This is a genomic window from Streptomyces sp. SirexAA-E (assembly GCF_000177195.2).
In the GTDB taxonomy this organism is placed as follows: Bacteria; Actinomycetota; Actinomycetes; order Streptomycetales; family Streptomycetaceae; genus Streptomyces; species Streptomyces flavovirens.
This window is the reverse complement of the sequence record NC_015953.1, coordinates 2,134,924-2,152,686: the sequence shown is the minus strand read 5'-3', so window position 1 is coordinate 2,152,686 and position 17,763 is coordinate 2,134,924. Positions and strand designations below refer to the sequence as shown.

General features: G+C 72.9%; 17 protein-coding genes and 1 pseudogene. 12 read left to right on the top strand and 6 right to left on the bottom strand.

The genetic code is table 11. The features are described from left to right. Positions 1-24: 24 nt before the first annotated feature. Together SACTE_RS09560 and SACTE_RS09555 are read left to right on the top strand one after the other, a co-directional pair. Complete coding sequence (locus tag SACTE_RS09560) at positions 25-228, top strand: hypothetical protein (RefSeq protein ID WP_014045830.1); 204 nt, start codon at positions 25-27, stop codon at positions 226-228. 197 nt (positions 229-425) lie between these two features. Further along, complete coding sequence (locus SACTE_RS09555; RefSeq protein WP_014045829.1) at positions 426-635, top strand: DUF6243 family protein; 210 nt, start codon at positions 426-428, stop codon at positions 633-635. A 79-nt stretch (positions 636-714) separates the two neighbouring features. On the opposite strand, the gene SACTE_RS09550 is transcribed toward SACTE_RS09555, so the two are convergent. After that, complete coding sequence (locus SACTE_RS09550; protein WP_026358995.1) at positions 715-2,109, bottom strand: MFS transporter; 1,395 nt, start codon at positions 2,107-2,109, stop codon at positions 715-717. Between the two features lie 185 nt (positions 2,110-2,294). On the opposite strand from SACTE_RS09550, the gene SACTE_RS09545 reads away from it, so the two are divergent. The 6 genes from SACTE_RS09545 (at position 2,295) to SACTE_RS09520 (ending at position 11,069) form a co-directional block, all read left to right on the top strand. After that, positions 2,295-3,158 carry a helix-turn-helix transcriptional regulator gene (locus SACTE_RS09545; RefSeq protein ID WP_014045827.1) on the top strand — a complete coding sequence of 288 codons (864 nt, stop codon included), beginning with the start codon at positions 2,295-2,297 and terminating at the stop codon, positions 3,156-3,158. Between the two features lie 124 nt (positions 3,159-3,282). Next, on the top strand, positions 3,283-4,434 hold the full coding sequence (dusB, locus tag SACTE_RS09540; RefSeq protein ID WP_019992659.1) for a tRNA dihydrouridine synthase DusB: 1,152 nt from the start codon (positions 3,283-3,285) through the stop codon (positions 4,432-4,434). Between the two features lie 562 nt (positions 4,435-4,996). After that, positions 4,997-7,708 (top strand): pyruvate, phosphate dikinase, encoded by a 2,712-nt coding sequence (ppdK, locus tag SACTE_RS09535; protein WP_014045825.1) that lies wholly within the window; start codon positions 4,997-4,999, stop codon positions 7,706-7,708. A 558-nt stretch (positions 7,709-8,266) separates the two neighbouring features. After that, entirely contained in the window at positions 8,267-9,280 is a 1,014-nt protein-coding gene (locus SACTE_RS09530) for a helix-turn-helix domain-containing protein (protein WP_014045824.1), read from the top strand. Between the two features lie 155 nt (positions 9,281-9,435). Beyond that, entirely contained in the window at positions 9,436-9,858 is a 423-nt protein-coding gene (locus tag SACTE_RS09525; protein WP_014045823.1) for a VOC family protein, read from the top strand. A 419-nt stretch (positions 9,859-10,277) separates the two neighbouring features. Then, the gene (locus SACTE_RS09520) at positions 10,278-11,069 is read left to right on the top strand and encodes a TSUP family transporter (RefSeq protein ID WP_014045822.1); all 792 of its coding nucleotides are present in this window, start codon (positions 10,278-10,280) and stop codon (positions 11,067-11,069) included. A 46-nt stretch (positions 11,070-11,115) separates the two neighbouring features. Here the strand turns inward: SACTE_RS09520 and SACTE_RS09515 are convergent, their stop codons facing one another. The 4 genes from SACTE_RS09515 to SACTE_RS09500 form a co-directional block, all read right to left on the bottom strand. Next, positions 11,116-11,748, bottom strand: coding sequence for a class F sortase (locus tag SACTE_RS09515; protein WP_014045821.1), 633 nt, complete (start codon positions 11,746-11,748; stop codon positions 11,116-11,118). Between the two features lie 22 nt (positions 11,749-11,770). Next, positions 11,771-12,355, bottom strand: coding sequence for a hypothetical protein (locus tag SACTE_RS09510; protein WP_014045820.1), 585 nt, complete (start codon positions 12,353-12,355; stop codon positions 11,771-11,773). Between the two features lie 338 nt (positions 12,356-12,693). Then, entirely contained in the window at positions 12,694-13,179 is a 486-nt protein-coding gene (locus SACTE_RS09505) for a DUF5990 family protein (protein WP_014045819.1), read from the bottom strand. Further along, the gene (locus SACTE_RS09500; RefSeq protein ID WP_014045818.1) at positions 13,176-13,970 is read right to left on the bottom strand and encodes an aminotransferase class IV; all 795 of its coding nucleotides are present in this window, start codon (positions 13,968-13,970) and stop codon (positions 13,176-13,178) included. The genes SACTE_RS09505 and SACTE_RS09500 overlap by 4 nt, the downstream gene beginning before the upstream one ends. A gap of 70 nt (positions 13,971-14,040) precedes the next feature. Here SACTE_RS09500 and SACTE_RS09495 point away from each other — a divergent pair, with 70 nt between their 5' ends. Both SACTE_RS09495 and cutA read left to right on the top strand, forming a co-directional pair. Beyond that, positions 14,041-14,622: an NAD(P)H-dependent oxidoreductase gene (locus SACTE_RS09495; protein WP_014045817.1), complete on the top strand. Its 582-nt coding sequence runs from the start codon at positions 14,041-14,043 to the stop codon at positions 14,620-14,622. Between the two features lie 59 nt (positions 14,623-14,681). Beyond that, positions 14,682-15,020, top strand: a complete 339-nt coding sequence (gene cutA / locus SACTE_RS09490) for a divalent-cation tolerance protein CutA (RefSeq protein ID WP_014045816.1) — start codon at positions 14,682-14,684, stop codon at positions 15,018-15,020. A gap of 75 nt (positions 15,021-15,095) precedes the next feature. On the opposite strand, the gene SACTE_RS09485 is transcribed toward cutA, so the two are convergent. Next, the gene (locus tag SACTE_RS09485; protein WP_014045815.1) at positions 15,096-15,833 is read right to left on the bottom strand and encodes an ElyC/SanA/YdcF family protein; all 738 of its coding nucleotides are present in this window, start codon (positions 15,831-15,833) and stop codon (positions 15,096-15,098) included. A gap of 185 nt (positions 15,834-16,018) precedes the next feature. Between SACTE_RS09485 and SACTE_RS34925 the strand changes: the two are divergent. Continuing rightward, positions 16,019-16,301, top strand: a pseudogene (locus SACTE_RS34925) (hypothetical protein); the annotation flags it as partial. Between the two features lie 10 nt (positions 16,302-16,311). Beyond that, complete coding sequence (locus SACTE_RS09480) at positions 16,312-17,655, top strand: deoxyguanosinetriphosphate triphosphohydrolase (RefSeq protein WP_014045814.1); 1,344 nt, start codon at positions 16,312-16,314, stop codon at positions 17,653-17,655. The last annotated feature ends 108 nt before the right edge of the window (positions 17,656-17,763 follow it).

Here is a 17,763-nt window from a genome sequence, read left to right as displayed (position 1 = left end):
GCTGCCCCGTTCCCAGGAGGCTCCATGGCGTCCATGACCACGAGCAAGGTCAGCAGATACGACGGGCACGGCCGCGAGCACGTCGTCCACGTGACGAAGTCGGGCCCGCGGCGCCGGCTGGCCTGCGACACCTGCGGCTGGCGCCGGAACGCGCAGTTCCTGCCCTGGCTGAAGGCCCAGGAACACCTCGCCGAGGCCCACCGGGCGACGGTCGACCCGTCCGCCTGAGCGAGGCCGCCCCGCCCGCCGGAAAACCGGGTGAGGGGGCTCTCGTATCCGAGGTACCTTTTCGGCATGTCTTCGTTCTTCCAGATCTACGAGTGAGCGCGCGGCGGGCCCGCACCACGGACCCGCCGGCCGTCGAACGATCCACCGGATCCCCGATCACTTCCGACCTCACGTCTCACCACGAATGGGAGAACGCCGTGGCCAAGAGCCGCAACAACCTCCTCGGCGTAGGCGGACAGCGCAAGAAGCTGTCCCGTGCCGACCAGCAGGACAACATCCCCGCACGCGACGCCGACCGCAGGACGGCGGCCGAGCGGAAGCAGGAGCTGGCGCGCAGGATGCGTGAGCGCGCCCTGGGCTCCGCCGAGTCCGACACCCCGCCGCAGCAGGACGCGGCGCAGAGCTGACCCACCCGCCGGCGTCCGACGCCGGCCGCGGGCCCGGACCACCGAGGTGGTCCGGGCCCGCACCCGTGTCCGGGACCGCTCAGCCGATCGCGCGCGGCAGCCGAAGGCTCAGCAGGGTCGTCAGCACGACGGCCGACAACTGCACCAGCAGCGTCACGATCAGCGCGTCCCGCATCCCTGACCCCGGCACCAGGGCGAGGAACAGCGTCCCGAGCGTCGCCACCCCCAGGGCCAGCGACGCCTGCTGCGTCGTCGTCATCACACCGCCGCCCACACCCGCACGGTCGGCCGGCACGTCCGAGAGCACGATCCGGAACAGGACGGGCAGTTGCAGTCCCTGCCCGAAGCCGGCGACCGCCATGGCCGGAAGCAGGCCCAGCAGCCCCAGGTCCGGCCAGGCACGCCACACGGTGGCCACGAGCAGTACCACGCCCACGGTCTGGATCAGCCCTCCCGCCGTCACGACCCGGCTGCCGAAGCGGCGGACGAGCCGGGGGCCCGCCAGCGACGCCGCGAAGAAGGCGGCGGCCATCGGCGCCAGGGACAGGCCCGCCGACGCGGGGCCCATGGCCAGGCCCTGCTGGAGGGCGACAGCGATCACGAACATGAAGCCGCCGAAGGCGATCGAGAACGGCACCACCAGCGCCAGCCCCCGCCGCAGCGACCGCAGCCGCAACAGGCTCGGCGGCACCAGCGGCACCCGGCCCCGGGCGTCGGCCCGCAGCTCCACCCGGCAGAAGGCGTACGCCGCGAAGGGGAACAGCCCCAGCGACACCCAGGTCCACAGCGGCCATCCCGCCGCCCGTCCCTCCGTCAGCGGGGCCAGCAGCGTCACCAGGGACACGGCCAGCAGCGCCGTGCCCGGGACGTCCACGGGGGCGGGCCGGTCGGACCGGGTCTCCGGGACCGAACGCACGGCCAGGACCAGCCCCACCGCCGCCACCGGCACGTTCACCAGGAACACCGACCGCCACCCCGCGCTCTCGCCGAACACGGACGCCAGCGGGGCGGCGGACACCAGGACACCGCCGAGGATCTGCCCGGCGACCATGGAGAGCCCGGCCGTCGCCCCGTACAGGCTCATCGCGCGGGCCCTGCGGTGCCCGGCCGTGGCCGACTGGATGGTGGCGAGCACCTGCGGCAGCATCAGCGCCGCCGCCGCGCCCTGCGCCACCCTGGCCCCCACCAGCGTCCAGGCGTCCGGCGCGAGACCACAGGCCAGTGACGTGAGACCGAAGGCCGCCATCCCGGCGAGGAAGAGCCGCCGCCGCCCCGCCATGTCGCCGAGGCGCCCGCCGAGGACGAGCAGGACGGCGTACGAGAGGCCGTAGCCGGCGACGACCAGCTCCAGCAGGGCGGGGCCCGCGGCGAGGTCGTGGTCGATGGTGGGCAGGGCGACGTTCACGATGAAGAAGTCGATCAGGGGCAGCGCCGCGCCGAGCAGCACCGTGAACAGCCCGAGCGCCCCCAGCACGGGGGAGGGGTGGTCGTACCGCGCCCCGGCGGTGCCGGTGGCGCCGGCGGAGGAGGTTGTCGTCAGTACAGGGGATTCACTCACGTCCTCGACGATGCGCCCGTCCCCAGACGGGTACCAGAGTCTTCTTATCCTGGTACCGAGGGCACCTGGCACGGGGACGGTCCGTTCGGCAGGCTGGGAGCATGACGACTACGGCGACACGCGCGGGCGCGACCGACATCAGGCGGCAGGAACTCGCCGGGTTCCTGCGCAGCCGCCGCGAGCGGATCACCCCGGAGCAGGTCGGCCTGGTCCGCGGACCGCGCCGACGCACCCCGGGGCTGCGCCGCGAGGAGGTGGCCCAGCTCTCCGCGGTCGGCGTCACCTGGTATACCTGGCTCGAACAGGGCCGCGACATCCACGTCTCGCCCCAGGTGCTGGACGCCCTGGCCCGTGCCCTGCTCCTCGACGTCAGCGAACGCGGCCACCTCTTCGCGCTCGCCGGTGCCGTGGACCCGGCGCCGGGCACCCGCTGCACGGGGGTGACGCCCGCGCTGCAGCAGATGCTCACCCGCCTGGAGCCCTTCCCGGCCTGCGTCCAGAACAGCCGGTACGACATCCTCGCCCACAACCGCACCTACGGGCGGCTGCTGTGCGATCTGGACTCCGTGCCCCCCGAGGACCGCAACTGCCTGCTTCTCGCCTTCACCAGCGACGCGTGGCGCGACTCCGTCGTCGACCTGGAGGGGATGCGCCGGGTGATGGCCGCCAAGTTCCGCGCGGCCATGGCCGAGCACCTGGCCGAGCCCCCGTGGAAGGCGCTGCTGAGCCGCCTGGAGGCAGCCTCCCCGGAGTTCCGGGAGATCTGGGCCCGGCACGAGGTGGTGGGCCCCGGCGGGCGCACCAAGCTCTTCAGCAACGCGCACGTGGGGATCCTCCGGCTGGAGCACACCGACCTCTGGCTGGGCCCCTCGGCCGGCCCGCGCATGGTGACGTACGCCCCGGCCGACGAGGAGTCCCGGCGGGGCCTGGAGCGCCTGGCCGAGCTCGTGCCCGCCGGGGCCTGAGCGACCGTTCCCGCCGGGCCTGCGCGGCCGTGCCCGCCCGGGCCTGCGCGGCCGTTCCGTCCGAGCCCGGGCGGGCCGGGCGGGCGGCGGGAGCGATCTTGCCGGCGTGCGCGACAATGGGGGGATGACCACGCTCGCCCCCGCCGCCCCCGCACCGCTCCGCATCGGACCGCACACCGTGCAGCCGCCGGTGGTGCTGGCCCCGATGGCCGGCATCACCAACGCCCCGTTCCGCACCCTGTGCCGGGAGTTCTCCGGCGGCAAGGGGCTGTTCGTCAGCGAGATGATCACCACGCGGGCACTGGTCGAGCGCAACGAGAAGACCATGCAGCTCATCCACTTCGACGCGAGCGAGACCCCGCGTTCCATCCAGCTGTACGGGGTGGACCCGGTCACCGTGGGCAAGGCGGTCCGGATGATCGTCGAGGAGGACCTCGCCGACCACATCGACCTGAACTTCGGCTGCCCCGTCCCCAAGGTCACCCGCAAGGGCGGCGGCTCCGCGCTCCCGTTCAAGCGGCCGCTGCTGAGGGCGATCCTCAAGGAGGCCGTGGCGGGCGCCGGAGACCTCCCGGTCACCATCAAGATGCGCAAGGGCATCGACGACGACCACCTCACCTACCTCGACGCCGGCCGCATCGCCGTCGAGGAGGGCGTCACGGCCGTCGCCCTGCACGGCAGGACCACCGCCCAGCACTACGGCGGCACCGCCGACTGGGAGGCCATCGCCCGCCTCAAGGAGCACGTCCCGGAGATCCCCGTCCTCGGCAACGGGGACATCTGGAGCGCGGACGACGCCCTGCGGATGATGCGCGAGACCGGCTGCGACGGGGTGGTCGTCGGCCGCGGCTGCCTGGGCCGGCCCTGGCTCTTCGGCGACCTGGTCGCCGCCTTCGAGGGCACCGGGGCCCGGCAGACGCCCACCCTGCGACAGGTCGCGGACGTCATGCTGCGCCACGCCACGCTGCTCGGGGAGTGGATCGGCGACGAGAGCAGGGGCGTGATCGACTTCCGCAAGCACGTCGCCTGGTACCTCAAGGGCTTCGCCGTCGGCTCCGAGATGCGCAGGAAGCTCGCCGTCACCTCGTCGCTGGAGGAGCTGGACGCCCAGCTGCGCGAACTGGACCTGGACCAGCCGTGGCCGGACGGCGCGGACGGCCCCCGGGGGCGCACCTCCGGCAACAACCGCGTGGCGCTCCCGGACGGCTGGCTCAAGGACCCGTACGACTGCGCGGGCGTGGGTGCCGAGGCCGAGCTCGACACCTCCGGCGGCTGAGTCGCACCCGCATCACAAGGCACGCAGTGCCCGAACCGAGGCCCGCTCATATGAGCGGGCTTTCGTGTGGGTTCCGGACGGGTGGCGGGGAGCTGCGGGTGGATCCTGTCGGCCGTGTGGGGTGAACGTCACGCCAGGTAGTGCATTTGTTACGTCCAGGTGATGAGCGAGGGCGTCCGAGACGTCCGCATGATGACATCTGAGCGCACTCCTGAGAGTGATTCTCGCCACCCTTGAGTTCACGGGGGCTCAGATGAGCGCTCTTTTGGATGCTGCACTTCTCAAATGACGGCACTGGGTGCCAGGGTGCCGTACTTTGATCGATCGACGCATCCGCTACCGCCCGTGGGTGGATGGACCGGATCTCGCCACCCTGTGTGGCGATGAGTTCGAGAGGTGAACGCGGTCCGGGGCCGGCCCGAATCCGCCCGTCACTTTGGATCCGGTGGCGGACGGGTGGTCGGAGCCCCACGACGCGCAAGTGGGCGTACCCAGTCACCTTCGATCTGGGTATGTTCCTCGCCGTCAGGGCAGCCACCGCGTCCTCGAGGAGTCGAGACCCGTGTCGGAAAACAAAGATCCTCAGAAGTTCGTCTACGACTTCACCGAGGGCAACAAGGATCTGAAGGACCTCCTCGGCGGCAAGGGTGCCAACCTCGCCGAGATGACCAATCTCGGGCTGCCGGTCCCTCCCGGCTTCACCATCACCACCGAGGCCTGCAAGGTCTACCTCGACAGCGGTGACGAGCCGGCCGAGCTGCGCGACGAGGTCGGCGCACACCTCGCGGCGCTCGAGAAGCGGATGGGCAAGAACCTCGGCCAGGCCGACGACCCGCTGCTGGTATCCGTACGATCCGGCGCCAAGTTCTCGATGCCCGGCATGATGGACACGGTCCTCAACATCGGCCTCTCCGACGACTCGGTCGTGGGCCTCGCCACCCAGTCCGGCGACGAGCGTTTCGCCTGGGACTCCTACCGCCGCCTCATCCAGATGTTCGGCAAGACCGTCCTCGGTGTCGACGGCGACCTCTTCGAGGAGGCGCTGGAGGCCGCGAAGGACGCCAAGGGCGTCACCGTCGACGTGGACCTGGACGCGGCCGACCTGAAGAAGCTGGTCAAGCAGTTCAAGAAGATCGTCGCCCGCGACGCCGGACGGGACTTCCCGCAGGACGCGCGCGAGCAGATGGACCTGGCCATAAAGGCGGTCTTCGACTCGTGGAACACCGACCGGGCCAAGCTCTACCGCCGCCAGGAACGCATCCCGGGCGACCTCGGCACGGCCGTCAACGTCTGCTCGATGGTCTTCGGCAACCTCGGCCCCGACTCCGGCACGGGCGTCGCCTTCACCCGCGACCCGGCCAGCGGCCACCAGGGCGTCTACGGCGACTACCTCCAGAACGCCCAGGGTGAGGACGTCGTCGCGGGCATCCGCAACACCGTGCCGCTCGCGGAGCTGGAGTCGATCGACAAGAACTCCTACGACCAGCTGATGAAGATCATGGAGACGCTGGAGACCCACTACAAGGATCTCTGCGACATCGAGTTCACCATCGAGCGCGGTCACCTCTGGATGCTCCAGACCCGGGTCGGCAAGCGCACCGCCGGTGCGGCCTTCCGGATCGCCACCCAGCTCGTCGACCAGGGCCTCATCGACGAGGCCGAGGCGCTCCAGCGGGTCAACGGCGCCCAGCTCGCCCAGCTGATGTTCCCCCGGTTCGACGACGAGGCCACCACCGTGCTGCTCGGCCGCGGTATCGCCGCGTCCCCGGGTGCCGCCGTCGGCAAGGCCGTCTTCGACTCGTACACCGCCGTCAAGTGGTCGCGGTCCGGCGAGAAGGTCATCCTGATCCGCCGCGAGACGAACCCCGACGACCTCGACGGCATGATCGCCGCCGAGGGCATCCTGACCTCGCGCGGCGGCAAGACCTCGCACGCCGCCGTCGTCGCCCGCGGCATGGGCAAGACCTGTGTCTGCGGCGCCGAGGAGATCGAGGTCGACACCAAGCGCCGCCGGCTGACGGTCGGCGACACCGTGGTCGAGGAGGGCGACCTCGTCTCCGTCGACGGCTCCACCGGCAAGGTCTACCTCGGCGAGGTGCCCGTCGTGCCGTCCCCGGTCGTCGAGTACTTCGAGGGCCGCATGCACGCGGGCGCCGACGACGCCGACGAACTGGTCGCCGCCGTGCACCGGATCATGGCGTACGCGGACCGGGTACGCCGGCTGCGGGTACGGGCCAACGCGGACAACGCGGAGGACGCCCTGCGGGCCCGCCGCTTCGGCGCCCAGGGCATCGGCCTGTGCCGCACCGAGCACATGTTCCTCGGTGAGCGCCGCACGATGGTCGAGAAGCTGATCCTCGCCGACACCGACGCCGAGCGTGAGGCCGCGCTGGACGCCCTGCTGCCGCTCCAGCGGGCCGACTTCATCGAGCTGTTCGAGTCGATGGACGGGCTGCCCGTCACCGTACGGCTGCTCGACCCGCCGCTGCACGAGTTCCTGCCGGACATCACCGAGCTCTCCGTACGGGTCGCGCTCGCCGAGGCCCGCAAGGACGCCAACGAGAACGACCTGCGCCTGCTCCAGGCCGTGCACAAGCTGCACGAGCAGAACCCGATGCTCGGCCTGCGCGGAGTCCGGCTCGGTCTGGTCATCCCGGGGCTGTTCGCGATGCAGGTCCGGGCGATCGCGGAGGCCGCCGCCCACCGCAGGAACGCCAAGGGCGACCCGCGCGCCGAGATCATGATCCCGCTGGTCGGCACGGTCCAGGAGCTGGAGATCGTCCGCGAGGAGGCCGACCGGGTCGTCGCCGAGGTCGAGGCGTCCACCGGCACCTCGCTCAAGCTGACCATCGGCACCATGATCGAGCTGCCCCGCGCCGCGCTGACCGCCGGTCAGATCGCCGAGGCCGCGCAGTTCTTCTCCTTCGGTACGAACGACCTGACCCAGACCGTGTGGGGCTTCTCCCGCGACGACGTGGAGGCCTCGTTCTTCACCGCCTACCTGGAGAAGGGCATCTTCGGTGTGTCGCCCTTCGAGACCATCGACAAGGACGGCGTCGGCTCGCTCGTCCGCAGCGCCGTGGCGGCCGGCCGGGCCACCCGCCCGGACCTGAAGCTCGGCGTCTGCGGCGAGCACGGCGGCGACCCGGAGTCGGTGCACTTCTTCCACGAGGTCGGTCTGGACTACGTCTCCTGCTCGCCGTTCCGCATCCCGGTCGCCCGGTTGGAAGCGGGCCGCGCCGCAGCCGGGTCGAAGGGCAGCGACAGCCGCTGAGCGGCCGGTCACCGTTCTTCCGGGCCCGCCGATCCGGTCGTCCCTACCCTCGCCGGACCGGCGGCGGGCCCGGAAATCCGGAAGCGACGGCACCCTGTGCGGGGGTGCCGTCGCTTCGTCTTTGCCCGCGCTTCGTCCTTGAATGGCGAACCATTAACCGGCCGCTGTTTCTTTTCATCGTTGGGCCAGCAAATCCGGTGCCCGGCGGACCGAGGTGCGGCCCATGGATCCCCACCCACGGGCCGCACCCGGCTCGGAGGACCCGGCGGTGAAGCCCGGACCTCTTACGGCCTCACCCGCGACAGCGCGTGAAGCCGTTACCCCCGTCGGATGCGGAGCCGCTCCGTCCGCCACCTCCGCCGAACGAGCGAAGCCCCCCACGGCCCTCACCCGCTCTTTCGGTGACGAAAGGAATCGCACCCGACGTCGTACAGCCTTTCGGCTGGCGGCGAAACGGGCGAGACGTTTCAACTCTGGCCGAAACCCCGTGGTGACCTCCTGTGACGATATGCATACCCTTTGATGGGGGCGATTGCGGGTGCAACAGGTGGGGGTTCGGTGCTGCGTATCCATATGTCCGGGGTGGACCTTTCCAGGGTTCGGATGGCCACCAGGCCGGACGCAATGTGGGAAACGATTCTCAGCTTTCACCGGCTGCGGGACCGACGCGGTTCCACGGTCTTCGGGAAATGGCGGACGGAATCCCGGGCCCGGTTGAATGGTGAAGCACGTCTGCTGTCGGCGGTCGTGCCGCTCCGCGGCTATTTCCCGGACTTCCTGACGCCTTCACAGGCGGGTGCCGAACCGTTCGGCCTGGACGCGGGAATGGAGGCGCTGCGCGACACCCCGGGGGACCGTCTGCACGGCGAACTGGCGCTGCTCGCCCAGCAGGCCCCCCGGCAGCGGCTGCCCGGAGGACGACCGCCCACGGCGCTGCTGGACGCGCTCGCCGAAGGGCGCACCGAGCCGCTGGGCCGCCTCATCGCAGCCCTGCACGGCTACCACCGGGCCGCCGTCGAGCCGTACTGGGCCCACATCCGGGCCAGTGTCGAGGCCGACCGGGCGGTCCGGGGACGCGCCCTGCTGGACGGCGGGGCGGAGGAGCTGCTGGCCACCCTGCCGTCCATGATCCGCTGGCGCCGGCCGGTGCTGGAGGCGGACTACCCCGTCGACCGCGACCTGCACCTGGACGGGCGGGGCCTGCTGCTCCAGCCGTCGTTCTTCTGCCGGGGAGCCCCGGTCGTCTACCGGGATCCCGGCCTGCCGCCGGTCCTCGTCTACCCGGTCACCCACCCGGCGGCCCCGGCGTCCACCGAGCCGGGGCCCTGGCTCGGGCGGCTCGTGGGCCACACCCGTTCCGCGGTCCTCCAGGCCGTGGGCAACGGCTGCACGACGAGCGAGCTGGCCCTCAGGACCGGGGTGTCCCTCGCCTCGGCCAGCCAGCACGCCTGCGTCCTGCGCGAGGCCGGCCTGGTGCTGAGCCTGCGACACGGCGGCTCGGTCCTGCACACGCTCACCCCGCTGGGCGCCTCCCTGCTGCGCGGCGGAACGGCCCCGCTCGCCCTGTCCTGACCCGGCGTGCGGCGGGCGGGCGGGCCTGGACGGCGGGTCGCACATCCGTCCCGGAGACCGATGAGTTCCGCCCGCCGCGACCGTCCACCTTTTCGAAAGCGCTCGAACACAGCGCCACGGAGCACACGACGTGCCGGGACGGAAGAGTGAGAACCATGACCACGCCTCAGATGATCTTCGTGAACCTGCCGGTCAAGGACCTGGAGGTGACGAAGAACTTCTTCGCCGCGCTCGGGTTCGGCTTCAACCCGCAGTTCAGCGACGAGACGACGGCCTGCCTGGTCATCAGCGACACCATCTTCGCGATGCTCATCAGCGAGCCGCGCTTCAAGGACTTCACCAAGAAGGAGATCGCCGACGCGGAGAAGACGACCGAGGTCCTCGTCGCCCTGAGCGCCGAGAGCCGCGCCCGGGTCGACGAGCTGGCCGACGCCGCGCTCGCCTCCGGCGGGTCCCCGGCCAACGACCCCATGGACATGGGCTTCATGTACGGCCGTTCCTTCCAGGACCCGGACCACCACATCTGGGAGGTCGTCTGGATGGACCCGCAGGCCGCCGCGGACGGCCCCCAGGCCTGAGGCCCGAGGAGCAGAGCCGGGAACCGTCCGGGGAGAAGGCCGGGCCGGTGATCTTGAGCCGGACCGGCCGCATCCCGCCCTTGGTGACGTACAGCTCCGTCCCGTGCCGCTCCGGGAAGCCCGGCTCGACCAGGGGCAGCTCCTCGGGGGTGCGCCCGGAGAAGTACGAGGGCAGGTGGACCCGGTCGTAGGCGGGACGGGGCTCCTCGCAGAGCACCACGACCCGGGTCGTGTCCGCCGCGGTGGTCAGTCCGCGGTGGGGGCGGTCGGGGGAGTGGGCACCGGCATCAGAGGCCTCCTTGCGCTCAGCACCCGCACCCGCCCCCTGTGAGGCCGCCCCTGGGGGCCGCCCGCCCCGTGCCGGAGGCCACCGGCCAACTGGTTGGACGAGGCACCTACCGCGTGCCTAGGGTCTCCCCGTGCCCGACATAACACTGACCACCCTCGTGCTCCTGTGCCTGGCCGCCGCCGCGGCGGGCTGGATCGACGCGGTGGTGGGCGGCGGCGGACTGCTCCTGCTGCCCGCCCTGCTGCTGGGCCTCCCGCACGTCCCGGCCGCCCATGTGCTCGGCACCAACAAGGCGGTCGCCATCGTCGGCACCACGGGCGCCGCCGTGACCTACGTCCGCAGGGCGCCGGTCCAGGTGGGCACCGCCGTGCGGATCGGGCTGACGGCCCTCGCCGGGTCGATGACCGGCGCCTTCTTCGCCGCCGGCCTCAGCAGCGACGTCCTGCGCCCGGTGATCATGGTGGTGCTGCTGGGGGTCGCGGCCTTCGTGCTGGCGCGGCCGTCGTTCGGCACGGCCGCGGCGGACGACGGAACGGACCGGAAGGTCACCCGGGCCCGGCTGGTCACCGCGATCGTGCTGGTCGGCGGTGGGATCGGCTTCTACGACGGGCTGTTCGGGCCGGGCACGGGCACCTTCCTGGTGCTGGCCCTGACGGCCGTGCTCCATCTCGACCTGGTCACCGCCTCGGCCACCGCCAAGATCGTGAACGTCTGCACCAACGCAGGCGCGCTGGCGATGTTCGCCTACCAGGGCACCGTGCTGTGGCAGCTGGCCGCGCTGATGGCTGTGTTCAACCTGGCGGGCGGCATGTTCGGTGCGCGGATGGCGCTCAGGAAGGGCAGCGGCTTCGTCCGCGGGGTCCTGCTGGTCGTGGTGTTCTCGCTGGTCGCCAAGCTCGGCTTCGACCAGTGGACGGGCTGAGAGGCCACCCGGCGGACTCCGGGGCCGCAGGCCCGGGACGACGCGGTCACCGCACCCCGGCGAGGTGGGCGTACGCCACCACGTTGCCCTGGTAACCGGTCGCGCGGGTGTAGCCGCCCCCGCAGGTGATCAGGCGCAGGGCGGCGTTCGCGGAGGCGCCGTAGACCCGCTCGTCGGGGAAGTCCTCGTTGGCGTACACCTCCACCGCGTCGACCGTGAAGACCGCGGTGCGGCCGTCCCGCCGGTCGATCTCCACCGCGGCCCCCTTCTTCAGGGAACCCAGCGAGTAGAAGACGGCGGGCCCCTCGGCGTTGTCGACGTGGCCGGCGACGATCGCGGTGCCCTTCGCCCCGGGCGGGGTGCCGCCCCCGAACCAGCCGGCGAGGTTGCGGTCCTCGGCCGGCGGCACGTCCAGGCTGCCGTCCGTACCCAGGCCGAGCCGTGTCAGGGGCGCGTCCACCCCGATGCGCGGGATACGGATGCGCACCGGTTCGGAGGCGCGCAGCGGTGCGGCGACGGTGGAGCCCGACCGGGGGCCGGGGTCCGCGACGAACGCCTCGGCGGGCGACGGCTGCGGCGCGGCGAGCCGTTCCGGTGCGCCGTTCTGCACGAACCAGAGCCCGCACAGCGCGGCGATACCCGCCGTCCAGGCCCAGGCCCTCAGCCTTGTGGCGTCCACGTCGTCGTCCTCGCCGGGCCCGTCAGGCGTCCCGCGTGCCCACCGCGCGGCCACGCCGTGCGAGCCACACGCCGCCCACGGCCGCCACGCCGAGAAGACCGCCGCCCACGGCGAGCTGGGCCGTGTCGGGGGCCGCGCTCCCGCCGACCCCGGTCCTGACGTGGCCGGAGGGCCGCTCGGTCGGCGTGGGCGCGGGCCGGGTCACCGGCGGCTTGGAGGGCGGCCTCCCCGTACCGGGGTCGGTGCCCGGCTCGGGCCGGTTCCCCGTCCCCGGGTCGGTGCCCGGCTCGGGCCAGGTGCCCGTGCCGGGCTTCGCACCCGTCAGGGCGTCCAGCTCCTCGTCCCCCTCGCCCTCCTCGGCCGTCCCGGACCAGGGGGAGGCCGGCGAGGCCGATCCGGCCGCGTCCTCCTCCTCGCAGAAGGCACCGGCGTCCTCGGCGGCGGGGTCGGCGAGGCACTCAGAGGCGTCCGGTGCGGCGGTCGCCGTGGTGCGCCCCGGTCTGCCGAGTTCGTCCGCGTACACGGTCGGGGCGGTGACGAGGCCGAGCGCGGCGGCGGTGAGGGCCGCGGCGGCGGTACCGGTCACGAGGCGGGCGGGGCTACGCATGGAAGATCCTCCGGGCAGACGGATATGTCCTGTCTCCCAGGCAACGGGTACCGGCGGACCGCTGCACGTTGACGGGCGGTCAGCTTTCACCCGTCCGGCCGCGGGGCGCGCGCCCCACGCCGTGATCCTTCGCAGGTCGCGGCCGTGACGGCGGCCGTCGGACGGGGGCGGTGCCGAACGGGTGACGACGCCTCAGTGGAGTGTGACGTAGCTCACATGAATGAGGTGTCCCGTGGCGGGCACACGGAAGTCACCCCCCACGGGACGGCACCCCCCCCGCCGCCCCATGGCGATCGCCCTCACCGGTTCACCCCCCCCCCGGGCCGGTGGGGGCGAAGTCATGTCCCCTCCCCGGCGGACCACACGACGTCCGGCGGTCGCACCCGGGCGCACCGGGGCCGCCCCGCCCCGTCGCTCAGCCGCAGCCGCGCGGTCAGACGGCCGGACCGCATCGCCGCGCCGAGGACGTCCGGGCCGACGTCGGCCATCATCAGCTTCGCCCGCCGGAACATGCTGAAGAGGCCGGTCCCGTCCACCGTGCCCCAGGACAGGTAGACGAAGCGCCCGCCCATCCGGTGCTGGACGTACGGCCCCGACACCTCGACGCCCTCCGGGGTGGACACGGCGGTGCAGTCCAGGGTCCAGTAGACCGACGCGGCGTCCGCGGGATGCAGGCCGGTCAGCTCCCCGGGGCTGTCCTTGCGCTGCACGCCGACGTGGACGTTGTCGCGGCCGGGGGAGTCGGGGCCGGGGGGCCAGGTGCGGCCGGGGAGGTCCGTGGCCTCGATACGGATCCGCAGGGGGCGGTCGTCCGGCACGGTCACACACCCGCCCTGGGCGCGTCCCCGTACGCGCGGTCCAGGTCCCTCATCAGGACCTCGTCGACCGCGAAGGACGTGTCGTCGATCCGGTGGACCGGGGCGATGCCCTGGGAGTTGCTGACGAACGCCGCCCGATAGGCGGCCAGGCCCTCCAGTCTCACCGGCCGCCGGACCGTCGGACGGCCCGCCCGTGCCAGACCGTCCTCCAGGAGCGTCATCGTCACCCCGGTCAGCAGCGGGGCGTCCGGCCAGACCACCGATGTGCCGTCCCAGAAGCCGACGTTGGTGATCGCCCCCTCGGCCACCAACCCGCCGGGAGCCGTCAGCAGCGCCTCGTCGAACCCCGAACTCCGGGCTCGCCTCCGGTAGTAGGCCTGGCCGAACTCGCCCGGCCGCTTCACCTGCGGGAGGGCGCGGGCGAACGGGACGGACATCAGGGACTGCGGGGCCGCGGAGAAGTGCGCCGCTGCTCCCACCGTCACCATCACGGCCGTCTCCGGGTGGTCCGGCGGCAGATAGCCGTGGACCCGCACCGACGCGTCCCGTACCCCCGCGCCGTCGAGCGCGTGGCCGACCAGCGCCCGGACCCGCTCCCCGTCCAGAGGCACCCCGAAGAGCTCGCGGTTCGCCGCGTCCAGCCGGTCCAGGTGGAGGGCGAGACCGCGTACCTCCCGGTCCCGGACCTGGAAGGCGGTGAAGTGGCCGAAGCCGGCGAAGGCGGGGATGCGCAGATCCTCCGCGGTCGCGGGGCGGCCGTTCATCTCGACGTAGGGCGGGAGCGCGGGAGTGGTCATACGGCCCACGGTAGGGGGTGCGGCGGACCGGCTTGATCTCAACCATGGTCGAGGTGTGAGTCTGAGGCGCATGGACCTCACCACCCCCGTCTTCGCCCCGCCCGCCGCCCCGCTGAAGGTGGCCGTCATCCTCGGCAGCAACCGTGAGGGCCGCTTCGGCCCCGTCGTCGCCGAGTGGTTCCTCTCCCGGACGGCGGGCCACCCGGGCGTCGAGACCGACCTGATCGACACCGCCGACTCCGAACCCCCCTCCGTCCCCCGGCCCGCCGACATCGCGGCCCGGCTGGCACGGGCCGACGCCTTCGTCGTGCTGACCCCCGAGTACAACCACTCCTACCCCGCCCCGCTGAAGCACCTCATCGACCGCCACTACACCGAGTGGCAGGCCAAACCGGTCGCCTTCGTCTCGTACGGCGGGATCTCGGGTGGCCTGCGGGCCGTCGAACACCTGCGCCAGGTCTTCGCCGAACTGCACGCCGTCTCGCTGCGCGACACCGTCTCCTTCCACCAGGCGGGCGCCCTCTTCGACGGCCGGGGCGGGCTCAAGGACCCGGCGCCGACGGACGCGGCCGCCAAGACGCTGCTGGACCAGCTGGTCTGGTGGGGCCTGGCCCTGCGCGAGGCCAGGGCGCGGCGTCCTTACCGGGGCTGAGGACCTGTCGGGTGACAATCGGCGGGAGACGTACGCCGACGCGACCGAGGAGTAACGGCATGACCGAGCCCGCATGGCTGACCGTACTGACCACGACGGACAGCGAGGACAAGGCCCAGGAGCTCGCCCGGGGCGCGGTGGAGGCGCGGCTCGCCGCCTGCGCCCAGATCTCCGGCCCCGTCACCTCCGTCTACCGGTGGCAGGGCGCCCTGGAGACGGCCCAGGAGTGGCAGGTGCTGCTCAAGACGACGGCCCTGCGCTACGACGAACTGGAGGCCCACCTCCTGGTGGCGCACGACTACGACACCCCGGAGGTCATCGCCACCCCCGTCGTGCGCGGCAGTACCCGCTACCTGTCCTGGGTGGCGGCCGAGACGGCACCCCCGGCGGCCCTGTGACCGAGGACGGCCACCCGTTCCTCGTCCGACGGGACGCCGCTCCCCGGCGCACGCCCGTGCCCGGGGGCGGCCGGCTCAGCCGGCGTCCACCTCGGCGGGGTCGGCCGACAGGGCCTCGGTCACGCCCGTCTCGCGCGGCCCCAGGAAGCGCGGGTCCGGTTCGAACACGACGTCCAGGAGGGCCTTGCCCGCCGCGAAGACCTCCCGGGCCCCGCCGTAGTACCAGGTGGCGTCGTGGACGGCGTCCACCCCCACCCCGTACGCGTCGATCCCCGCCGACCGGCACAGGGCGACGGCACGCCGGATGTGGAAGCCCTGGCTCACCAGCACGGCCCGGTCGACCCCGAAGATCTTCTTGGCCCGGACGCAGGAGTCCCAGGTGTCGAACCCGGCGTAGTCGCTGACGATCCGGCCGTCCGGCACCCCGTGCGCGGTGAGGTAGGTGCGCATGGCGTCGGGTTCGTCGTACTCCACCCGGCTGTTGTCCCCGGTCACCAGCAGCACCTTCACCTTGCCGCTGCGGTACAGCTCCGCCGCCGCGTCCAGCCGGTGCGCGAGGTAGGGCGACGGCCTGCCCTGCCACAGCCCCGCGCCGAAGACCACGGCGACCTGACGGGCGGGCGCGTCCGCCGTGCCGCGCACCCGGGCGTCGGCCGTCGTGTGCAGCCACGTCGCGGGCAGCAGGGCCGCCGTACACGCCACCATCAGCGCCCGCACCAACCGCCGCCGCCCCCGCCGGGTGCGCGGCAGCCGGAGCCGCACCGGCCCCGGCCGTCCCAGGGCCGCCGGCCGCCCCCACGTCCCCAGCCGCATGCGGCACCCCCTCTTCCTCACCGATCAGTCACCGACAGGGACGGACGGAACGCGGAAACGGTTCGCCGACCCGCGTGTGACCGACGACGCACGGCAGGTCCCGGCCGTGCCGACAACAGCCCCGCCACGCCCGTGAGACCGGGGAGAAGTCCCGTCACGGGTGCGAGACCGGACGGCAGCGTCCGCCCACCGCGCTGCGTGCCCTCGCCGCCCGGGGCCGCCACCGCGTCGCCGTCGCCTCGTACTTCACCGCGCCCGGCCGCTTCGCGGCTACGGCCGCCATCGCCGCCCCGTGGATCGTCGCCGCACCGCTCGGCGCCCGTCCGGCGATGGCCCGGCTGCTGCCGCCACCGCTACGACCAGGCCCTGGCCGGAAGCGCGTCCGTCCGCCCGCGGGCACATCCGCCGGAGCCCGCCGGGCGGCCCGGCGGCCTGCGGCTCCCCTCGGCACCTGGGCAGGGCCGTTAGTGTCGAGGCCATGGACGGTACGTACGACACCCGGGACATCAAGGAGCACGACGCCACCGAACACGGCGCCACGCCCTACCGCGCCGGTGACACCGAGCGGTGGGACACCGAAGCGGAGAAGCAGCCCGGCCGCACCGCCTTCCAGCGCGACCGGGCACGTGTGCTGCACTCCGCCGCCCTGCGCAGACTCGCCGGGAAGACCCAGGTGGTCACCCCCGGCACCCGCGGCACGGCCTGGGACGCCAGCCCGCGCACCCGGCTCACCCACTCCCTGGAGTGCGCCCAGGTCGGCCGGGAGCTCGGGGCCGCGCTCGGTTGCGATCCGGACCTCGTCGAGACCGCCTGCCTCTCCCACGACATGGGCCACCCGCCCTTCGGCCACAACGGCGAACAGGCGCTGAACGACTTCGCCTCGGACTGCGGCGGCTTCGAGGGCAACGCCCAGTCCCTGCGCCTGCTGACCCGGCTGGAGCCCAAGCGGTTCGTCCGCGACACCCGCAGCGGGGAGCTCGTCAGCGTCGGCCTCAACCTGACCCGCGCCGCCCTGGACGCCGCCACCAAGTACCCCTGGCCCCGGGGCGCCCACCCGCGCGACCCCGACTCCTCCAAGTTCGGGGTGTACGAGGACGACCTGCCGGTCTTCGAGTGGGTCCGCGCCAACGCCCCCGCGGACCGGACGTGCTTCGAGGCCCAGGTCATGGACTGGTCCGACGACGTGGCGTACTCCGTGCACGACTTCGAGGACGGGCTGCACGCCGGGCACATCGACCCGGCACTGCTGCTCGCCGAGGCGGAGCGCGAGGAGATCTGGGGCGTCGCCGTCGGGCGGTACGTCCCCGCGGACACCGATCCGCAGGAACTCGCCGACGCCCTGGACCGGCTCCTCGCCCAGGAGTGGTGGCCGCACCGCTACGACGGCTCCGCCGTCGCCCAGGCCCGGCTGAAGGACGCCACGAGCCAGCTCATCGGCCGCTTCTGCAAGGCGGCGGAGGACGCCACCCACCAGGCGTACGGCCCCGGCCCCCTCACCCGGTACGGCGCCGAGCTCGTCGTCCCGGTCCGCGTCCGCGACGAGTGCGCCGTACTCAAGGCCGTCGCCGACCGTTACGTCATGCAGCGCGCCGAGCAGGAGGTGCTCCGCGCCGACCAGCGGATCGTCATCGCCGAGCTGGCCGCCGCGCTCACCGCCCGCGCCCCGGACGGCCTGGAGCCCCAGTTCCGGGCGCTGTTCACCGCGGCCCCGGACGACCGCGCCCGCAAGCGGGTCCTCGTGGACCAGATCGCGGCCCTCACGGACGCCTCGGCCCGCACCCTGCACCGGACGCTCACCGGCACCCGGCAGACTGGGACATGACCGGGACACATGACCCCCGGGGCGTTCGCGTCAGGCCCCGGGTGTGACCTGATCGGGGCACACCCCCTTTCGCCATCACGCTGCGTGCGGGACGCTCGCACGTGGTGG